Annotated in this window: 15 protein-coding genes; 6 read left to right on the forward strand and 9 right to left on the reverse strand. The window is 45.7% G+C overall.

The features are described from left to right. Nucleotides 1–2 precede the first annotated feature (2 nt). Genes NYE35_RS06595 through NYE35_RS06605 form a run of 3 tightly spaced genes read right to left on the reverse strand, consistent with a single transcriptional unit; the run spans nt 3 to nt 3,928 of the window. On the reverse strand, nt 3–1,226 hold the full coding sequence (locus NYE35_RS06595) for a Ger(x)C family spore germination protein (protein WP_038569201.1): 1,224 nt from the start codon (nt 1,224–1,226) through the stop codon (nt 3–5). Further along, entirely contained in the window at nt 1,219–2,322 is a 1,104-nt protein-coding gene (locus NYE35_RS06600) for a GerAB/ArcD/ProY family transporter (protein WP_036681452.1), read from the reverse strand. The genes NYE35_RS06595 and NYE35_RS06600 overlap by 8 nt, the downstream gene beginning before the upstream one ends. Then, nucleotides 2,270–3,928: a spore germination protein gene (locus NYE35_RS06605; protein WP_076179827.1), complete on the reverse strand. Its 1,659-nt coding sequence runs from the start codon at nt 3,926–3,928 to the stop codon at nt 2,270–2,272. Before NYE35_RS06605 ends, NYE35_RS06600 begins: the two co-directional genes overlap by 53 nt. Before the next feature lie 169 nt (nt 3,929–4,097). On the opposite strand from NYE35_RS06605, the gene recQ reads away from it, so the two are divergent. Both recQ and NYE35_RS06615 read left to right on the forward strand, forming a co-directional pair. Further along, entirely contained in the window at nt 4,098–5,933 is a 1,836-nt protein-coding gene (recQ, locus tag NYE35_RS06610; RefSeq protein ID WP_036681455.1) for a DNA helicase RecQ, read from the forward strand. A gap of 15 nt (nt 5,934–5,948) precedes the next feature. Next, nucleotides 5,949–7,856 (forward strand): B12-binding domain-containing radical SAM protein, encoded by a 1,908-nt coding sequence (locus NYE35_RS06615; protein ID WP_339823670.1) that lies wholly within the window; start codon nt 5,949–5,951, stop codon nt 7,854–7,856. A gap of 1,794 nt (nt 7,857–9,650) precedes the next feature. Here the strand turns inward: NYE35_RS06615 and NYE35_RS06620 are convergent. The 4 genes from NYE35_RS06620 to NYE35_RS06635 are packed head-to-tail and all read right to left on the reverse strand — an operon-like array spanning nt 9,651 to nt 13,204. Continuing rightward, nucleotides 9,651–10,601 carry an alpha/beta hydrolase gene (locus tag NYE35_RS06620; RefSeq protein WP_341120455.1) on the reverse strand — a complete coding sequence of 317 codons (951 nt, stop codon included), beginning with the start codon at nt 10,599–10,601 and terminating at the stop codon, nt 9,651–9,653. A gap of 27 nt (nt 10,602–10,628) precedes the next feature. Beyond that, nucleotides 10,629–11,597 carry a type I phosphomannose isomerase catalytic subunit gene (locus tag NYE35_RS06625; protein WP_076107278.1) on the reverse strand — a complete coding sequence of 323 codons (969 nt, stop codon included), beginning with the start codon at nt 11,595–11,597 and terminating at the stop codon, nt 10,629–10,631. Nucleotides 11,598–11,645: 48 nt separating this feature from the next. Beyond that, nucleotides 11,646–12,248 (reverse strand): class I SAM-dependent methyltransferase, encoded by a 603-nt coding sequence (locus NYE35_RS06630; RefSeq protein WP_036679532.1) that lies wholly within the window; start codon nt 12,246–12,248, stop codon nt 11,646–11,648. After that, nucleotides 12,248–13,204, reverse strand: a complete 957-nt coding sequence (locus NYE35_RS06635; protein WP_076107276.1) for a TIGR01212 family radical SAM protein — start codon at nt 13,202–13,204, stop codon at nt 12,248–12,250. The genes NYE35_RS06630 and NYE35_RS06635 overlap by 1 nt, the downstream gene beginning before the upstream one ends. Before the next feature lie 324 nt (nt 13,205–13,528). Here NYE35_RS06635 and NYE35_RS06640 point away from each other — a divergent pair, with 324 nt between their 5' ends. Together NYE35_RS06640 and trmB are read left to right on the forward strand one after the other, a co-directional pair. Further along, nucleotides 13,529–13,708 carry a hypothetical protein gene (locus tag NYE35_RS06640; protein ID WP_036679526.1) on the forward strand — a complete coding sequence of 60 codons (180 nt, stop codon included), beginning with the start codon at nt 13,529–13,531 and terminating at the stop codon, nt 13,706–13,708. A gap of 196 nt (nt 13,709–13,904) precedes the next feature. Next, nucleotides 13,905–14,621, forward strand: a complete 717-nt coding sequence (gene trmB, locus NYE35_RS06645) for a tRNA (guanosine(46)-N7)-methyltransferase TrmB (RefSeq protein WP_036679523.1) — start codon at nt 13,905–13,907, stop codon at nt 14,619–14,621. An 86-nt stretch (nt 14,622–14,707) separates the two neighbouring features. Here trmB and NYE35_RS06650 read toward each other — a convergent pair whose 3' ends face one another. Further along, the gene (locus tag NYE35_RS06650; protein WP_036679519.1) at nt 14,708–15,823 is read right to left on the reverse strand and encodes a UDP-N-acetylglucosamine--LPS N-acetylglucosamine transferase; all 1,116 of its coding nucleotides are present in this window, start codon (nt 15,821–15,823) and stop codon (nt 14,708–14,710) included. Nucleotides 15,824–15,874: 51 nt separating this feature from the next. Beyond that, nucleotides 15,875–16,402, reverse strand: a complete 528-nt coding sequence (locus NYE35_RS06655; RefSeq protein ID WP_036679516.1) for a phosphatase PAP2 family protein — start codon at nt 16,400–16,402, stop codon at nt 15,875–15,877. 404 nt (nt 16,403–16,806) lie between these two features. On the opposite strand from NYE35_RS06655, the gene NYE35_RS06660 reads away from it, so the two are divergent. Continuing rightward, entirely contained in the window at nt 16,807–18,045 is a 1,239-nt protein-coding gene (locus tag NYE35_RS06660) for a glycosyltransferase family 2 protein (RefSeq protein ID WP_036679513.1), read from the forward strand. 280 nt (nt 18,046–18,325) lie between these two features. Next, nucleotides 18,326–18,823: a translation initiation factor IF-3 gene (gene infC, locus NYE35_RS06665; RefSeq protein WP_036679510.1), complete on the forward strand. Its 498-nt coding sequence runs from the start codon at nt 18,326–18,328 to the stop codon at nt 18,821–18,823. Nucleotides 18,824–18,843 lie beyond the last annotated feature (20 nt).

Consider the following 18,843-nt stretch of genomic DNA (forward strand, 5'->3'; position numbering starts at 1 on the left):
ATCTAGTCTTCTTTAAGACCGACTCTTTCAATATTCGTCTTCACATTAAGTTCTATAGAGAGATCAGAATACTGTTGCTCCCAGTCATGTTTGTCACGAACATTAGCTTTCCAGTAGGAAGGAGCATATGCACGAACATATTCACCCATGCCAAAGATATCCGAGTGAGCCTGTTGCGTCTGTTTAATCAGATGGTCGAAGATGGTGAGGACTCCTTTTTGAAAGTTGGCCTCAAGTTTTTTTAAATCCTGGCTGGAATCAATACGAATATTATTACCTAGGTGCTCATCTAGCGCTGCTTCTAAATAAATATTTATAGTGATATGGGGTTTGCCGTCTTTGATTTTAACTTTAGACCTTGTAAATCGGTCGTTAACTTTAAGAGTCAGTGGGCCAAAGTCCTCTGAATTGAACATGACGGAATATCCCCCAGGATCAAGACCTTTCATGGACATATATGCGCCAATCTCAATGGGAGTAGTCGAACCAACCATAACGCCTCCGCTAAAGTAAGCAAGACCTTTTATCAACATATTGTCTTTTTGATGTAAAGACACATAAGGCAGATAACCGCTCTCTCCCCATTTAGATTCAGCTGACCAGAATACGCCTATATAGTTAGCTGGGAACTTTCCGGATCTCACGGCTTTTTCCATGGTGGATAGGATATAGAGGGTTGGAACTCGCTGAAGTGGTGGATTAATATTCATAAATTTAGAAGCCTCGCCTTCGGACACTAATAACCAGGTACGGCGACGGACTTCAGGGTTGCGGCGTAAATAATCATTTAAATCCGACAGGTTTTTGCGTGCAAAATCCTCGCTGATGATAATCACCCGAAGATGGATGAGGTAACGTGGGTCAGAGATCTGTTGTTGCAAATTGTTTAAGGCATCATCTAGTGAGTAACCGTAAACTTGTACAACCCAAACCGGATTTTGATTCCCCCCGCTACCTTCTCCCCCGCTGCTAGGACCTAACGGAACTCTCCCTGGAACTGCAATTTGGGCGGTCACACGGATTTTGGGCAAATTAATATTTGCGCTTTTTAGATGTGTCGTTTGATCATCTTCGGTTTTACTATTTGCCGGCACTGAATCTATAGACAATCCCAGCACTAATGCACGATCTTCAATTTCGAGCTGGTCCCAGCAGCCCGTAAGGAATACAAATACCAGAGAGAGAAGGAGGAGAAGACTAATACGCTTGTTAATTACTTTATTCATTCGATAGCCCTCCTTTTTGCCGAATCAGAGCTATTAACCATAAAAGAAGAGGGTAGAGAGTCAAAAAAATTAACCCGATAATCGCTGTGACGGAAGAAAAGGTATAAACCTGATAAATATTTCTTGGCAAAAGTGAAAAGACGAAGATAAGTGGAAGTGAGAAGCTTGATACAAGGCGGTGATCTTTGTACCGAAATACTTGCTGAAGTGAATATGCTGCTAAGTAGTAGTTCGTAAAAATGGTAGTAAATATAGATATTACCCAAACAGTAATAAACAGCGCATCGAATCGTTCTAGTAGTCCTGCACCAATAGAAATGGAGCGGGCGGTTTCTAAGGTTGGATAAGCGAGTAATTTGGTTTCTTGCGCTCCGAACATTCCTAAAGTGGCCGCAACAATCATTACATAGATGAAGCCAATAATAAAAAGGGCAGCAGCTCCTGCTTTAAGCACTTGCTGAGGTTTTTTCATTAAAGGAACCAGCAGTGTGATGACAAATGTACCCTGATAAAGGGCAGCTGAAGTGACAGTCCCTTTGGAAAAGCTTGAAAAGGTGATGTAATTTCCAGTGAGTGGAAGTAAGTTTAAAGCATCTACATTTTTCATGGCTACTAATATAATGCTGAGAACGGTTAACAAGATGAAAGGCAAATAAAAAATATGTACATAGGTGAATTTCACAATGTTTCTGCGGATAGATAAAGCAGCCAAAATAAGCATTAATAGAATGACCGCTTCGATAGGTGTTTTTTTAAACACGACCGCAACACATACCTCTCCGAATTGACGCATGGTAATCCCGGCAGAGAAAGCAAAAAACAAAGAGATAAGTACATTGAAAATATCCGCGATGCTTCTCCCGACTAACCGGCGGCTGAATACAAACAGAGTTTCATTGGGGAATTTCCGACATACAGCGGCTGTAAACCAGCAGCCTAGAAATGCAACAGGGATGCCTGAAGCCGAAACCAGCGGCGCCCCACTGTCTCCGGCTTCAGCCATATAACGGGGAATACTCAAGATACCTATTCCAATAATCGTACTAACGACTACTGCGACGACTTGGATCGTTGTTATGGGGCGGTTGTTGTTCATCGAGTTCACCCTTCTCCTTAAAAATCTGATCTGAATACGTCGTTGGTAACTCATGAGCGAGACGAGTAGGGTCTTGAGTGTTCAAGAAGCTCGGACGTCTTCTCATCCACCATAAGGGGACACGAATCAGACTGTCCTTCAGATCTCTCCATTTCGTGGGCACATATGGTGTCATGTAAGGAACGCCAAAGGATTCCAAGAATAATAAGTGATTCACGATAACGATGGTACCTAACATGACTCCGTAAAGACCAAAACAACCGGCTAGAATAATCAGTGGAAATCTTAGCATTCTGGATGAGATAGCGGCATTATAGGCAGGGGTGGCAAAAGAACCGATAGTGGTTATAGCGACAATAACAACGGTTGTCGGACTTGCTAGGCCTGCTGAAACAGCAGCCTGACCAATAACAAGAACACCTACAATAGAAAGGGCGCCCCCAATCATTTGTGGTAGACGAATAGTTGCTTCGCGGAGCACCTCCATGAAGACCTCCATAATCAGAACTTCCAAGACCGCTGGAAAAGGAACGCCTGCTCTACCCCCTGAAATCGCTACGGCAAATTCGGTAGGCATAAGCTCCGGGTTGAAGGAGATGACGGATACATATAGAGCAGGGAAAAAAAGAGAGAACAACAGGGCAATTAGTCGAATCCCCCGGATTAGGCTGCCTACAATAAAACGTTCCGAATAGTCGTCTATGGTCTGAAAAAATTGATTGAACAATGCAGGGACGATGAGCGAGAATGGGGAGCCATCTACCAGAATGATGACTCTTCCTTCCAATAAGGCTGCCGCTGATTTATCCGGACGTTCTGTTGGTTGAACCTGAGGAAAAGGAGATAATGGGTTATCCTCAATGAATTGCTCGATGTACCCTGCATCAAGGATGCTATCTGTGTTTATCATGGATAATCTCTTCATCACTTTTTCAACCAATTCAGGATCTACTATCCCTTCTATATAGCACACAGCAACCTGTGAGCGTGTCCGCACACCAAGCGGAGCAGTAATAACCCGGAAATCTGGCGTTTGCAGCCGATAACGGAGTAAGGAAAGGTTTGCCTCCAAGTTTTCTATAAAACCTTCGCGTGAGCCACGAATTACCTGCTCGGTCTGTGGCTGTTCAATGCTGCGATGTTCGATTTTACGCAAATTGAAGTGAAGTGCTTGATCCATACCATCTATAAGGAGTACAACGCTCCCTTCTAATAGAGCGAGTGGCAGAGAATTTAAGTCCTTCGTTCGGTTCCCAGCCGCTATTTGTATGGTCGTATTCCAGATGAAATCAGGCAGATCCTTGCGCTCTTCAGGAATTGTCGAGAGATCAGCGGGAGGGCTCATTAACGGTTTAAGCACATGCTCATGAATTTGATTTTGGTCCACCAAAGATGAAAAAAAGATAATTACCGCATCATATAAACCGTATACCCGAAAATTACGCACAACGAGATCTGCATCTTCTCCAAAAATTTGGCTAATGGCTTTAATATTATTTTTTAGGTCGGGATCTAGTGGCTTTTCCGAACGCTGATCAGGAATGGTGGGATCTTCGTGCGTTTTTTTTTGCTTAAAAGAACTATAGTTTTGCTTCCAGTTTTGCACGGCTATTCCCCTTTCCTAAAGAATGATGATTTTTAAAGCTTGGCTCAAAAGCGCTCCTTTTATGTAATTTTTCCAAAAGGAGAAACGAAAGAAGGACTTCTAGAGTGTTGCTCATTACACCATTGACCGCTAAACTAAAGATAGAAACGCCTAAGGAGTCATGATAGATATGAAGATGCAAGCACCTACTATTGAACAGGCGCAGGCTGAGCTGCAAAAATATTACGGTTATCCAGACTTTCGGGATGGCCAGAAAAAGATTGTTCAGAACTTGCTGGAAGGACGCGACACATTGGGAATCCTCCCTACGGGTGGCGGGAAATCGATCTGTTATCAGGTTCCTGCACTGCTCCTGCCAGGGCTGACACTGGTGATATCACCACTGATCTCGCTGATGAAAGACCAGGTGGATGCGTTGACTACTGCGGGTATTCCGGCAGCCTTTATTAATAGCACGTTAAGCGGAAAAGAAGTGAATGAGCGGATTCGGGCTGCCCGGCGGGGTGATTTGAAGCTGCTCTATGTTGCGCCCGAAAGACTTGAGCTGGACTGGTTCCGTCTGGAAATGGCTGAGCTGTCTATTTCCTGCGTGGCTGTTGATGAAGCGCACTGTGTATCCCAGTGGGGACATGATTTTCGGACAAGTTATCTGTCGGTATCTCCATTTGTAGATGAGCTGCCTGAACGTCCGATCCTGGCAGCATTTACCGCCACGGCGACGCCGGAGGTTATGGAGGATATGGTCCGGCTGCTGCGCTTGCGTGAGCCGGGTATTTTCATGACGGGACTAGGAAGAGACAATCTGGCAATGTCCGTACTGCGGGGAGAGAACAAGCGGGAGTTCGTTATGGATTATGCGGCTACGCATTCCCACCAGCCGGGGATTGTATATGCGGCAACCCGCAAAGAAGTGGATGATCTGTATCAGAGGCTGCAGGCCTCTGGCATAGCAGCAGGTCGCTATCATGCGGGTATGAATGATCAGGAGCGGGCAGATAGCCAGGAAGGGTTCCTCTATGACGATATCCGGGTTATGGTGGCTACGAATGCCTTTGGGATGGGGATTGATAAATCCAATGTCCGATACGTAATTCACTACAATATGCCCAAAAATATGGAAGCTTATGTTCAGGAAGCGGGTCGTGCTGGACGTGACGGGGAGCCGAGTGAATGTATTTTGCTGTTTAGTGCGCAGGATATTATGACGCAAAAGTTCCTGATCGAGCAGAATCCACAGGATACTGACCGTAAAGCTAACGAATATCGCAAGCTTCAGCAAATGATTGATTATTGCTATACTACTCGCTGCTTGCGCAGTGCCCAGCTGGATTATTTCGGGGAAGAACATGGGGACAAGCCATGTGGTATCTGCAGCTCATGTACGGATGAACGAGAGCTAGTGGATATGACCGTCGATGCGCAAAAGATCTTCTCCTGCATTCACCGCATGCGGGAGCGTTATGGTGTAGCGTTGGTAGCATCTGTGCTGAAAGGCTCTCGCAATCAAAAGGTGATGCAGTACGGCTTCGATAAGCTGCCCACACATGGGGCGATGTCGAGCCGGACGGAGAAGGAAATCTCAGAGAGTATCAATGTGCTTATCTCAGAAGGGTATCTTGCCTTGTCGGAAGGCCAGTACCCTGTAGTACGGCTACAGCCTCTGGCTGCCGAGGTCCTGCGCGGACAGCGTGAGGTGATGCAGCGTGTGGCGCGGCCTTCGCGGGCAGGCACAACATCCGGTACGAGAGTTCGTAGTCGGGGGCATGACCTGTCGCCATCAGCCGTCAATGAGACTGTCTTTGAGCAGCTGCGTCTTATCCGGCGTGAATTGGCAGGACGCGAGCATGTGCCATCGTACATTATTTTTAATGATGCCACGCTGCGTGAGATGAGTGTGGTTTGCCCGCAGACCGAAGCGGAAATGCTGAGGGTAAAGGGTGTTGGGGAAGTGAAATACCGGAAGTACGGTAAGGCATTCTTAGAGTTTTTTCAAAATGAAATGTAGAAAAGGTCGTGTAGCATGAAAATCGTCCTGACCACGTTAAACGCCAAATATATTCATACCTCACTCGCAATCCGCTTGCTAAAAGCGTACAGTGAGCATGAATTTAAGGATATTCATTTGGCAGAGTACACCATCAAAGATCCCGTGATGAATATCGTGTCCGACTTGTTTCAGAAACGGCCAGATGTGATTGGCTTCTCCTGTTATATCTGGAACATCGAAGAGACGCTGAAGCTGATTGGTATTCTTAAGCAAGTGATGCCTGAAGTTACGATTGTTCTCGGAGGACCGGAAGTTTCGTATGAGCCGCTTCATTGGATGAAAAGAGAAGCTGGCATTGATTTTATAGTTAACGGAGATGGGGAAGAGACGTTCCACCATTTGCTGCAGGAGCTAAGGGATGATCGTAAGTTTCACTTTGTGTATGGAGCCGCTTATCGCAAGGGAGAAGAGATCATCGTCAATCCTCCACGTCCCAAAAGCGATCTGAATACGCTGCCTACGCCGCATCGTTTTCCTGAGGATATTCCAGATTTGAGTAAACGTATTGTTTATTTTGAGACGAGCCGCGGATGCCCATTTAACTGCCAGTTCTGTTTATCCAGTATTGAAGTAGGCGTACGTTATTATGATATTGAACGAGTGAAATCTGATCTGCTTTATTTAATACAGAATGGCGCCAAAATCATTAAATTTCTGGACCGTACCTTCAATATCAACCGCAACTATGCGATGGAAATGTTTCAATTCCTGATCGATAATCATCAAGGCTGCGTGTTTCAGTTCGAAATTACCGCAGATATCATGCGGCCTGAAGTTCTGGATTTCCTATCTAAGAATGCGCCTCCGGGTATTTTTAGATTTGAGATTGGGGTGCAATCTACCAACGATGAGACAAATGAGCTTGTTAAACGCCGCCAGAATTTCAAAAAGCTGTCCCGTACCGTAATGAAGATTAAGGCAAGCGGCAATATCGATCAGCATCTGGATTTGATTGCCGGACTACCTATGGAGGATTACAGTACCTTCCGTAAAACGTTTAATGATGTATTCGTTATGGAGCCGGAAGAGCTACAGCTAGGATTCCTCAAAATGCTGCGGGGAACGGGGCTGCGGGCGCAGGCGTCTAAATATGATTACACATATATGGAACATGCACCTTATGAAATCCTTAGCAGTCATATGATGCCTTTCTCAGACATTATCCGTTTGAAGCGGCTTGAGGATGTGCTGGAGAAATACTGGAACAGCCACCGGATGGACCATACGGCCAAGTACTTAATCCGTCATGTATTTGATTCGCCATTCGATTTCTTTCAGGAGTTCGGTGACTACTGGGAGGAGAGAGGCTGGCAAAAGATTGGCCATCAGCTGGAAGATCTCTTCACCCGCTTGCAGTCCTTCCTGATAGATCGCGGGACGCCATCTATGGATGTTATAACTGGCTTGATGAAGCTCGATTATTTCCTTGGACACAAGTACAAGCCGCGCAAAATCTGGTGGGATTTCGTGCTGGATAAATCGGATTGGTCGAGCTATTTGAAGGATATCGCGGCTAATCCGGGTCAAATTTCTGCCCAATTGGCTGAAGCAGGACTTAACGAAAGAGAACTGCAAAAGTATACTGTGCTGGAAGTGTTGCCATTCTCGCTGGAAGCGGTGTTGGATTCCATCAGCGGCATGCGTGCCGATGAGGGCCTTGAGGATGGTGAAGCTGATATGGCTAATCTGGAGGCGTTGCCTTCGGCAGACTCGCCATTACAGGAAGCAGCAGATAGTAGTTTAGAAGAGACTGCCCAAGCAGCAAGCTCGGCTGTAGCAGTAGCGGAGCCCGCTTCCATTAGGGAAGGGCGCACGCTACTAATCGTAATGTATCAGCAGAACGAGAGCCAACGCGCTCAGTACTACACACTGCCTTTGTGATAGGCGGGTGGAAGGATAGACCGTTCCTTAATGGGACGGTCTATTTCTTTTGCCTTGTGCGCTAGCGCATCTGAGTCCGGAAGCGGCGTGGGAAGTGATGATGTGTAGTTAGCGTCATCTGGGTCCGAAAGCGGTGAGTAACCCGTCGCAAGCGGACCCAGGGGACCTTATACGTGGAATTATCCTGTTTTTTGGATGCTAACGGACCGCATAGTCGCTATTGGCATGAAAAACACCCAATATGGACCTGTTTCGCTTGAATAGCTGCACTGGAGTCCGAAACCCAACTCGAAAGGCTATAAATTAGCAAATAGCGTCATCTGGGTCCGGAAGTGGCGGGAGAAAGTGATGTGTAGTTAGCGTTAGCTGAGTCTGAAAGTAGCGGGAGAAAGTGATGTGTAGTTAGCGTTAGTTGAGTCTGAAAGTAGCGGAGAATGTAATTAGTGTAATGACTCGGCGCAGGCGGACCCAGCGGACCTTATACGTGGAATTATCCTGTTTTTTTGATGCTAACGGACCGCATAGTCGCTATTGGCATGAAAAACACCCAATATGGACCTGTTTCGCATGAATAGCTGCACTGGAGTCCGAAACCTAGCTCGAAAGGCTATAAATTAGCAAATAGCGTCAACTGAGTCCGGAAGTAGCAGGGGAGAGTAATGATGTGTAGTTAGTGTCAACTGAGTCCGGAAGCGGTGAGTAACCCGTCGCAGGCGGACCCAGGGGATCTTATACGTGGAAATATCCTGTTTTTTGGATGCTAACGGACCGCATAGTCGCTATTGGCACGAAAAACATCCAATATGAACCTGTTTCCCATGAATAGGTGCACTGGAGTCCGAAACCTAGCGCGAAAGGCTATAAATTAGCAAATAGCATCATCTGAGTCCGAAAGTAGCGGGGAGAGTAATGATGTGTAGTTAGTGTCAACTGAGTCCGGAAGTGGCGGGAGAAAGTGATGTGTAGTTAGCGTTAGCTGAGTCTGAAAGTAGCGGAGAATGTAATTAGTGTAATGACTCGTCGCAGGCGGACCCAGCGGACCTTATACGTGGAAATATCCTGTTTTTTGGATGCTAACGGACCGCATAGTCGCTATTGGCACGAAAAACATCCAATATGAACCTGTTTCCCATGAATAGGTGCACTGGAGTCCGAAACCTAGCGCGAAAGGCTATAAATTAGCAAATAGCATCATCTGAGTCCGAAAGTAGCGGGGGAGAGTAATGATGTGTAGTTAGCGTCACCTGAGTCCGGAAGTAGCGGGGAGAGTAATGATGTGTAATTAGTGTCAACCGAGTCCGAATGTGGAGAGGAAATGGTGATGATGTGTAGTTAGTGTCAACCGAGTCCGGAAGTGACGGGGGAGAGTAAAGATGTGTAGCTAGTGTCAAATGAGTCCGGAAGTGGCGGGGGAGAGTGACGATGTGTAGTTAGTGTTAACTGAGTCCGAAAGTGGTGTGGGTGAGTGACGATGTGTAGTTAGCCTCAGCGAGCTCGAAAGCGGTGGGGTAAGTTTATCTACTAAAGTTCAGATGCGCGGAGGAACTGGAGATTGTTAGATTGAGAAGTCTGCTGAGATAAGCTACCCAAACCGCAAACCGCAAACCGCAAACCGCAAACCGCAAACCGCAAACCGCAAACCGCAAACCGCAAACCGCAAACCGCAAACCGCAAACCGCAAACCGCAAACCGCAAAGAAGCGACCCCCAAAATAATTGGAGCATCGCTTCTATGTTGCCACATTTGTAATCTCGTTTCTCGTCTCATAAATTCACTAACAACCGCGTTTTTTTCTTAACTTATCGTAGAAACCTCTGAAGGAAGGTGGTTCTCTAACCAGTTGAGTACATCGGCAGTGACTTGATCTCGGTTTACTTCATTTAGCATTTCGTGTCTGCCTTCTGGATAGAGTCGGTACTCAACGTCTGACACTCCTCGTTTCTTATACAACTCCGCAAGACGGGGAATGCCTTGACCGTTCATCCCGACAGGGTCCTTATCCCCACCAAATATATAAATGGGCTTACCTGTACATAATGTGCTAAGTGATTCCTCAGTATGAATCTCTCTTAGGAGGTGGAAGAAACCACGGAAAAAGCGGGTTGTACAAATAGCTCCGCAGAATGGATCGGAAATGTACTTATCTACTTCTGCAGTATCGCTGCTCAGCCAGTCAAATGTTGTTCTGACCGGGGAAAAGGCGCGGTTATAGCTACCGAATACCAGACTGTTCAGCAGTACACTACGATGATGCTCACCCTTTAGCTTAAGCTGCGCGCTAGCCAAAGATTCTCCAATACGCAGCATACTGCGTGGACCATTTGTCCCGCTGAGGATAAACCCTGAATAGATTTCGTTGCCTTCTTCGCACATGAGTTTTTGACCCAGAAAGGAACCCATACTGTGAGCGAATAAAATGATGGGCTTTCCTTCATGCTTGGAGAGTGCTGCGGCACCTACCTGCAGAAGATTGCGCCGCATCCAATAAAATCCGTCCTCCCCAACATCACCAAGCAGATTGACTTGACCAGCGGTTCTACCATGTCCCCGGTGGTCATTGGCATATACTGCATAACCAACCCCGGTTAAAGCTTCCGCAAAACGAGCGTAGCGGGCAGCAGTTTCACACATCCCGTGTGAAATTTGCACGATTCCTCTAACTGGAACATCGGACTCAGGTAACCATTCATAGACATGGATGGTTACACCTATGGGATCCGTTAGAGTAAAGCTGTTTTCCTTCATGGTCCATTCCTCCTAAAGGTTCTCGACTTATGGTAAATAAGAGCGAAGCACAGTAGAATGACCCTCGATAGTATAACGGCCTAGGTTGGAAGGAATCAGATAACATTCCCCTGCGGCATAAGGCTGGGAGCCGCCTTCCCAAGCCAGATGTCCGCTGCCTTCGCAGATAACCAGAATAGTGAAGCTGTCTTCTGAAGTGGTGAGATCCCACGAACCATTTACGATCCCTTTTTCGACAATAAAATAAGGTGAAGCGGCAAGCTGCAGCCACTCTCCAGGCACTGCATGATCGGTCTTCATCGAAGTAGCGCCGGCGCCTTCATAAGCTGTAACATTCAGAGAATCCTCGATATGAAGCTCGCGTGGTTTTCCATCTAGACCTGGACGGTCGTAGTCATAAATACGGTATGTAGTGTCGGAATTCTGTTGAATTTCCGCTACAACGACACCAGCGCATAGAGCATGTACCGTTCCGGCAGGGATGTAGAAGGAATCGCCAGCGGAGACAGATACCTCTTGAAGGCTATCCATAACCGTGCCGTTTTCCAGTGCTTCGCGTAATGTTTCACGGTCTACGCCTTCTTTAAGGCCGTAGATGATTTTTGCATCTGGCTTAGCGTCTAGTACGTACCACATCTCTGTTTTACCCAGTTCACCTTTAGGCAATCCTACATAATCATCCGTAGGGTGGACTTGAACGGAAAGGTTGTCGTTGCAATCCAACAATTTGATCAAGAGTGGAAATCTTCCGCCAGCTTCTGATATTCCCTTGCTTCCGAACCACTCATGACCAAATTGCTCACGAATTTGATCCAGACCTTGTCCAGCTAATTCTCCATTAACCACCGAAGATGTTCCATTCGCATGATCGGCAATCATCCAGCCTTCACCAATATGACCTTCTGGTAGATTCAGGCCGAATTTCTCCAGCGCGCGGCCACCCCAGACACGTTCTTTAAACTCCGGTTGAAATTTTAAAGGATATGGTTGTGTCATTCGTAATCTTCCTTCCCAATTACAAGATTGTTTGATTGTTTAAAAAGCTTAAGATGGGGAACCTTTTTTCTTCTCGAGGGCAATTACATAAGGTGCGTCCGTGCGCTGCAGCTGACGGTATACAATGCTCTGCGCTACCTTAGGGGAAACAGTCGTTGCCCAAGCTTCAACAGCGGCGGCTTCGAGATCTCCGCCTGCATGGCCAGGATACAGTACAGCCGTAATAATTCCCCCCGGACGCAGCAGCTGGAGTGAAGCTTCCAGGGCTGCAATAGAGCTATCCGGCTCAGTAATGATATTCTTGTCGGCATCGCCTGAAGGCAGATAGCCAAGATTGAACATTACAGCACCAACGGTGCCTGGCCAGTTAGCCGGGACGGCTTCTGCCATTTCGGCATGGCTGCGTTCCAGTAAGGTAACGCCAGAGAGTGAAGAAGTTTCCTCCCGCGCAAGCCGGAGACGTTCTTCTGCCAGCTTCAGCGCCGCAGCTTGAATGTCAAAGCCGTAGACTTCGCCACGAGCTCCGGTTGTTTTGGCTAGAAAAAGCGTGTCAGCACCAGTACCTACAGTTGCATCAATCGCACGGTCACCTAAAGTCAGCCGCTCAGAGATTAATTTATGAGCAAAGCTTAGAACGGACATAAAGCCCATTAGCCCTTCCTCCAATACTTACCCTGCCAAGTATCACGAGCAACAAGCTCATCGTCAATGGCATTTAGCACTTCCCATTTCTTGAGACTCCACATCGGTCCAACTAAGAGATCCCGTGGGGCATCTCCAGTCAAGCGATGAACAATCATCTCAGGGGGCAGAATTTCAAGTGAATCAGCAATCAGCTTTACATACTCGTCCTGTTCCATGAATCGGAGCAATCCTGCTTCATACTGCTTCACCATTGGTGTTTTGCGCATGAGGTGCAGAAGGTGAATCTTAATTCCCTGCACATCCATGCGAGCTACAGCAGATACCGTTTCAAGCATCATTTCGTGCGTCTCCTGTGGGAGACCGTGAATGATATGGGTACAGATTCGAATATTGTGACGGCGCAGCTTCTCCACAGCCTCCACATAACACTGCGTATCATGCGCCCGATTAATAAGCTCAGAAGTGGAGTCATGTATAGTCTGAAGACCCATCTCTACCCAAAGATACGTACGCTTGTTGAGCTCTGCTAAATATTCGACTACATCATCGGGCAGACAGTCAGGGCGGGTAGCAATAGACAATCCAACGACACCAGGCTGCTGCAAAATAACTTCGAAATATTCTCTCAGCTCTTCGACCGGAGCGTACGTATTAGTATAGGCTTGGAAGTAACCGATATATTTAGCATTTGGCCATTTCAAATGCTGTCTGTCACGGACGTTATTGAATTGTGTGACTAGGTCATCTCGGCGGCTTCCGGCAAAATCACCAGAACCTCTGGCACTGCAAAATGTGCAGCCTCCCTTAGCAATGGAGCCGTCACGATTGGGACAGGTAAAGCCTGCATCAAGCATAACTTTGAATACCTTGGTGTTCATGTGTTCACGCATTTCGTAATTCCAAGTATGAAAACGTTTATCTCCCCAAAGTTGCGGAGGAGAAGTGTATTGAAGATTAGACACGAGAAGCCCCTTTCTGAAAATATAATTATGGATAAGTTCCCTTATCCTTATATTTTTCTGAGACAGATGGCGTCCTTATCCCAGAGAACGCACAGCCGTTTCTTATAATCCAATACATTGTATCAAAAAACCGAGCTCGGCGTAACATTGACTCCCCATAACGGCATGAAAAATAGGCAGGAAATAAGGCGCTTTCGGCTTGAAAATGCTTACATAGTATGTTATATTCAGAGTGTGAAAAGCTACTGTGGCATAAAGAAATTCATCCAGGAGTTCATAATTTCGTGTCGTCCGATCCATAATAATAACCGTGAGGTGATAGCAATGAATTCTCAAACGGTATATGCTGAGGGTAAAGATTCGATTGAAGTCCATTTAACGCCAGATGAAGCCCTTGCACTAACGGGCGTGGAATTTAACGGCAACCCTAAGATCAAGACAGATGCGCAGCGTAAAATTCGTAGCGCATTCGAAAAAAAGACATTTGCCACAAACACAAAGTAAATCCTGATCTGTCAGACAAGAACGAAATTTATTTCCAATATACAACAACGAAGGAATTCCTCTGAACAGCTCATTTAAGAGCTGAACCAGAGAATTCCTTTTTCTTTTTTACCGCAATCCCTTTACTTTTTGGGACAATTTCGGCACAATATTGCAAGTGACAGTTATCGTATACGAGATAATCGGAGGAATACCTATGCGTTTACGCGGAAGAAAAGGAATACGTGAAAGTTTGGAAGAACAGACGGATTTAGTCATTCTAGATCCTCGGAGTTATAAAGGTGAGTGGTCCAAGCTGTTCGGTAACGATCATCCGATCCATGTGGAGTTCGGAATGGGCAAAGGACAGTTTATCAGCCAAATGAGCTTTAAATATCCTGATATTAACTTTATCGGAGTGGATATGTATGATGAGCTGATCCGCCGTGCTGGAGATAAGGCTAGAGCAGTATGGGAGCCGGCAGGACATGAAACACCGCCTAACCTGAAATTGGCACTTGCAAATATCGATTATGCTGAGGAAGTATTTGCTCCGGGAGAGCTTGAACGGATTTATCTTAATTTCAGCGATCCATGGCCTAAAAGCAAGCATGCCCGGCGTCGTTTGACACATCCGCGTTTTCTTGACAAATATCGCGGTTTGCTTAGCGATCTAGGTGAAATTCATCTGAAAACAGATTCCCGCAGTCTTTTTGAGTTCTCATTAAATGCCTTTGCGGACTTTGGCTTGCAGATGAAAAATATTTCTTTGGACCTACATGCAGATGGCATCATCAACGAGGATCATATCATGACAGAATATGAGACGAAATTTGTCGGACGTGGCGTGAATATCCATCGTTGCGAGGCAATTGTAGGCGCAGAAGCACTCAAACAGTATCAGGCTACCCGATTGGATAAATATCGGTTGTAGTTACAAAGCACTGCTCCATAAGGCATGCTTCAATAAAAAAGCGGCAAGTCTCCATGTGGTTTGGAGGCTGCCGCTTTTTTTATTAACTATTCCAATAATTCGATGATACTCTGAGCACATTGTAACGGGTGATAGCGAGCGATTTCTTCAAGGTGGAGTTTGCGCTTGTTTTGCACATCCTCATAGTTGTTCAAGAGGCGCTCCATCCACATTTCGACAACCTCTAAAGATTCGATGGGTTCTCCGAAGCCGGCTGCAGTAAAGTAGCGGCAATTCTCCTCCTCCTGACCGGGAAGAGGGTGATGGAAGAGCATGGGAATACCCTTTGCCAGCCCTTCACTGCAAGTCATTCCACCCGGTTTTGTAACCAGCAGATCGGAGACCTCCATCAGCTTGTGGATTTCACGCGTAAAGCCGATTAAGGAAATATTAGGATGATTATAATGCGGGTCTTCTTTCATTTCCTTTAGCAGCTGCTCATTTTTGCCGAGACAGAAAACAATTTGAATCTTGTCACGCCATTCCGCCAGACAAGCATTTACGACTTGGTCGTTCATGATTCCCCAGCCGCCGCCCATGACTAGAACGGTTGGCATCTCCCGCAGATTGAATTGCTCTCGAATCTCCTGCTTTCCGGGATGCTTCCAAAAATTAGGGTGTATCGGTATGCCTGTTACCTGAATTTTCGTGGCAGGAATATTTCGGCTGCGTAATTTGGATTTAACCTCAGGTGTTGAAACCAGATAAAGGTCTACCTCTGGGCTAATCCAGGTAGCATGCGCATCATAATCTGTTATAACGGTGACGAGCGGCACTTTTAAGGTAGGATCTAGTCTCTTTAGGCGGGATACTACAGCACCTGGAATAAAATGAGTGCAGACAATTACGTCAGGTTTCAGTTGTCTCACAATATTTTTGGCATGCGTATAAAATATACGATGCAAGGCAAGCGTGGTAAGACGATTAAATGATTTCTGGTGACGGTAGACATAACCCATTAATTTTGGCTGTGTCGTTACCGTCTTTCGGTAAGCAGACAGAATAATAGGTGCCATCTTGGGGTTTAGAAAATTTCCAAGTTCTAGCACCTTCGTTTGTAAATTAGGCGATAATTGGCGCAGACTGCTCGACAACGCATAAGCTGCTTGTGTATGTCCGGCGCCAAAACCTTCCGAGAGTATTAAGATTCTTTTTTTACGCAATGTTGATTCACCTATTCTCAAGGGTTTTCCCGGTTATTAACAATAAATGCTTCACATCCATAAGGCTATAGTACCAGCTGCTACGCAGGAACCGATCACTGCGCCAGCTATAACATCTGATGGATAATGCAATCCAAGATAAATACGAGAAAATCCGACAATACAAGCTAGCGGCAGCAGAATAACGGTCATAGCAGGAAACGCCAGCATATAAGGGACCGTAGAAGCAAAGATAGCTGTAGTATGACCAGATGGAAAAGAATGATCCTTTAATGGATTACGAAAAGTATTGGTTTCCGGTAACGCCAGATAAGGACGCATTCGCGGGTACAGTTTTTTGGCGATAGCTACGGGTATATGGCTGACAGCTAGTGCTGTCAAGGCTTGTAAACCTGTAGTTCTCCAAGGCTCAGGAGCTAATACCCATATCAGTATATTGATAACAATCGTGCTTGTAGCTCCACCCAAATGAGTAAGGTAAAAGAGCCAAAAGTTCAAAAAACGATTATGCATTCGTCCGTTGATCCACTTAAAAAGATGCCGCTCCCAGAGATGTAGTTTCATGAATAAATGTCTCATATCTAATTCCCTCCGCTAGTCCGGCTACCGTTAACAGATGTTAATGCAGTAATCCGTTCTATAGCTTAGATCTGTCTTAATCATACTTTTTAAAGGTAGTTCATTTCAAGGAAAAGCTCAGGTTTACTCGAAATTTGCCAGTTTTGACTTAGAGCACTATTACGCTTTACAATGATTCAAGCAGACTAAACCTGTTTAAAAGGGTAAGAGATAAATAAGGATTCAAAAAAAGGAATCCATAGAATTCTTTTAAACAGCATATATAAAAATTGTGAAGTCTGCCGAGAATAAGAATACTCTTGGTCTATTGTTAAGGGATGCAACAAAAGGGTCAGAAAGAACGTCAAGCAAGCTAGAGAGAAAAAAAGAACACCAAGAGTGAAAAAAGGGGGCATCAAAAGGTCATGACAGACGCACTGTTTGTTACGCTCCAAGTGATCTTGGCAGCAATCGCAGTCTATCAGTTTACGTTTTCATTATTCGGGCTGCACAGGAAAAAGAAAAAGACGCAGTATAAGCCGGAAAAATCTTTTGCCGTACTTGTTGCCGCACATAACGAGGAAGAAGTTGTCGGCGCATTAATGGAGAATCTGAAGCAGCTTAATTATCCATCAGAACTGTACGATGTATTTGTAATTTGTGACAATTGTACAGATGGTACAGCTCGCATCGTTAGAGAACACGGCATGAACGCTTGTGTCCGCACCAATGCAAATCTGAGAGGTAAAGGCTACGCAATAGAATGGATGCTTAAAGAGCTGTGGGCTATGCCGCGGCAATATGATGCTGTTGTCATGTTCGATGCCGATAACTTGGCGCATACTGAGTTCCTGATGGAGATGAATAATGATCTTTGTTCAGGTGCACGAGTAATCCAAGGTTATATCGATACCAAGAATCCAGAGGATTCCTGGATTACAGCTGCTTATGGTATTTCGTACTGGTATATTAACCGTTTGTGGCAACTTTCACGCCATAATTTAAATATGGCTAACTTCCTTGGCGGAACCGGAATGTGTTTTGAGACCACACTTCTTAAAGAAATGGGCTGGGGAGCTACAAGTTTGGTCGAGGACTTGGAGTTTACGATGCGTAGTGCAGCACATGGTGTATATCCTAAGTTCAATTATGATGCAAAGGTATTTGATGAGAAGCCGTTAACCTTCAAGGCCTCCTCAAGACAGCGTCTGCGTTGGATGCAGGGGCACTTCACTGTTGCTCGCCGTTATTTTTTTCCATTGCTTTGGCAAAGTATTAAAGAACGCAGCTTAACGAAGTTTGACCTCGCGCTTTATGGAGCGAATGTATATATTGTATTGCTCACTTTTTTAATGACGGCGGTAATGTGGGTGGATATGGCGTTCTTTAACGGACCGAATATCGCTAACATTTATGGCAGCTTGCCGATCTGGCTCAGCTTCCTAGCTATTGGCGCCAATCTGGTGACTTTTGGTATTGCGATGGCATTAGAGAAGGTTACGTTCAAGAAAGTATATGCTTATCTTGTATTCTTCCCGATCTACTTGATCTCGTGGTATCCGATTACGTTCTATGCGTTCTTCACGCAGAACAATAAGCAATGGAGCCATACCAAGCATACTCGCGTAGTACGACTTGAAGAGGTACAAAGTAAGCAGGTATAAAGTTCACGAAATTTCTGCTTAAAAGGATTGACACCCCAAATAGTGTGGTGTATAGTATTCAAGTACGCAAATCATAGGGATTGCAAGAAGAAGCACCTGCTTCTCACCTGACTGGCATATTCGCCGGCTGGTTTTGATCTCAATGCTTTATGAATGTTAATGTTCATGAACGTTGATCAAACACGGGGTGTCGGGTGTTACCGGCACCCCTTTTTTATGGAGTTACGTGAGAATAGTTGTTAAAAAGATCCGGAGGTGGAGAGTTATCAGTAAGGAACATATGATCAATGATGAAATTCGGGCCAAAGAGGTACGGTTGGTTGGTGCGGAAGGTGAGCAAATCGGAATTAAACCGATCCGCGAAGCGCTGCAAATGGCGATCGATCTTAATCTGGATCTAGTCAATGTAGCACCACAGGCTAAGCCGCCGGTATGCCGCATCATGGATTACGGCAAGTTCCGTTATGAAACGCAGAAGAAAGAGAAGGAAGCGCGTAAAAACCAGAAGGTCGTTGATATCAAGGAAGTCTGGTTCCGTGCTAACATTGAGGAACATGATTATCAAACTAAGTTCCGCAATGTGATCAAGTTCTTGGGTGAGGGCGATAAAGTGAAGTGCTCCGTACGTTTCCGCGGACGTGAGATTACACACGCGAATATCGGCCAAAAAATCCTCGAACGAGTGAAGAACGAAGTGGCTGATATATCTGTTGTTGAGCGCCAGCCAAAGCTGGAAGGCCGCAGCATGATTATGATTTTGGCTCCTAAAGCTCAATAAATCTGGAGTCACTTGCTTAT

Origin of the sequence: Paenibacillus sp. FSL L8-0494 (assembly GCF_038003695.1) — a bacterium.
Taxonomy (GTDB): domain Bacteria; phylum Bacillota; class Bacilli; order Paenibacillales; family Paenibacillaceae; genus Paenibacillus_AQ; species Paenibacillus_AQ odorifer.

What these genes read in the sequence shown, in the direction of transcription:
- NYE35_RS06640 (WP_036679526.1), top strand. Translation starts at nt 13,529, where the DNA reads ATGAATTCTCAAACGGTATATGCTGAGGGTAAAGATTCGATTGAAGTC.
- recQ (WP_036681455.1), top strand. Translation starts at nt 4,098, where the DNA reads ATGAAGATGCAAGCACCTACTATTGAACAGGCGCAGGCTGAGCTGCAA.
- NYE35_RS06660 (WP_036679513.1), top strand. Translation starts at nt 16,807, where the DNA reads ATGACAGACGCACTGTTTGTTACGCTCCAAGTGATCTTGGCAGCAATC.
- NYE35_RS06655 (WP_036679516.1), bottom strand. Translation starts at nt 16,402, where the DNA reads ATGAGACATTTATTCATGAAACTACATCTCTGGGAGCGGCATCTTTTT.
- trmB (WP_036679523.1), top strand. Translation starts at nt 13,905, where the DNA reads ATGCGTTTACGCGGAAGAAAAGGAATACGTGAAAGTTTGGAAGAACAG.
- NYE35_RS06620 (WP_341120455.1), bottom strand. Translation starts at nt 10,601, where the DNA reads ATGAAGGAAAACAGCTTTACTCTAACGGATCCCATAGGTGTAACCATC.
- NYE35_RS06595 (WP_038569201.1), bottom strand. Translation starts at nt 1,226, where the DNA reads ATGAATAAAGTAATTAACAAGCGTATTAGTCTTCTCCTCCTTCTCTCT.
- NYE35_RS06625 (WP_076107278.1), bottom strand. Translation starts at nt 11,597, where the DNA reads ATGACACAACCATATCCTTTAAAATTTCAACCGGAGTTTAAAGAACGT.
- NYE35_RS06600 (WP_036681452.1), bottom strand. Translation starts at nt 2,322, where the DNA reads ATGAACAACAACCGCCCCATAACAACGATCCAAGTCGTCGCAGTAGTC.
- NYE35_RS06630 (WP_036679532.1), bottom strand. Translation starts at nt 12,248, where the DNA reads ATGGGCTTTATGTCCGTTCTAAGCTTTGCTCATAAATTAATCTCTGAG.
- NYE35_RS06615 (WP_339823670.1), top strand. Translation starts at nt 5,949, where the DNA reads ATGAAAATCGTCCTGACCACGTTAAACGCCAAATATATTCATACCTCA.
- infC (WP_036679510.1), top strand. Translation starts at nt 18,326, where the DNA reads ATGATCAATGATGAAATTCGGGCCAAAGAGGTACGGTTGGTTGGTGCG.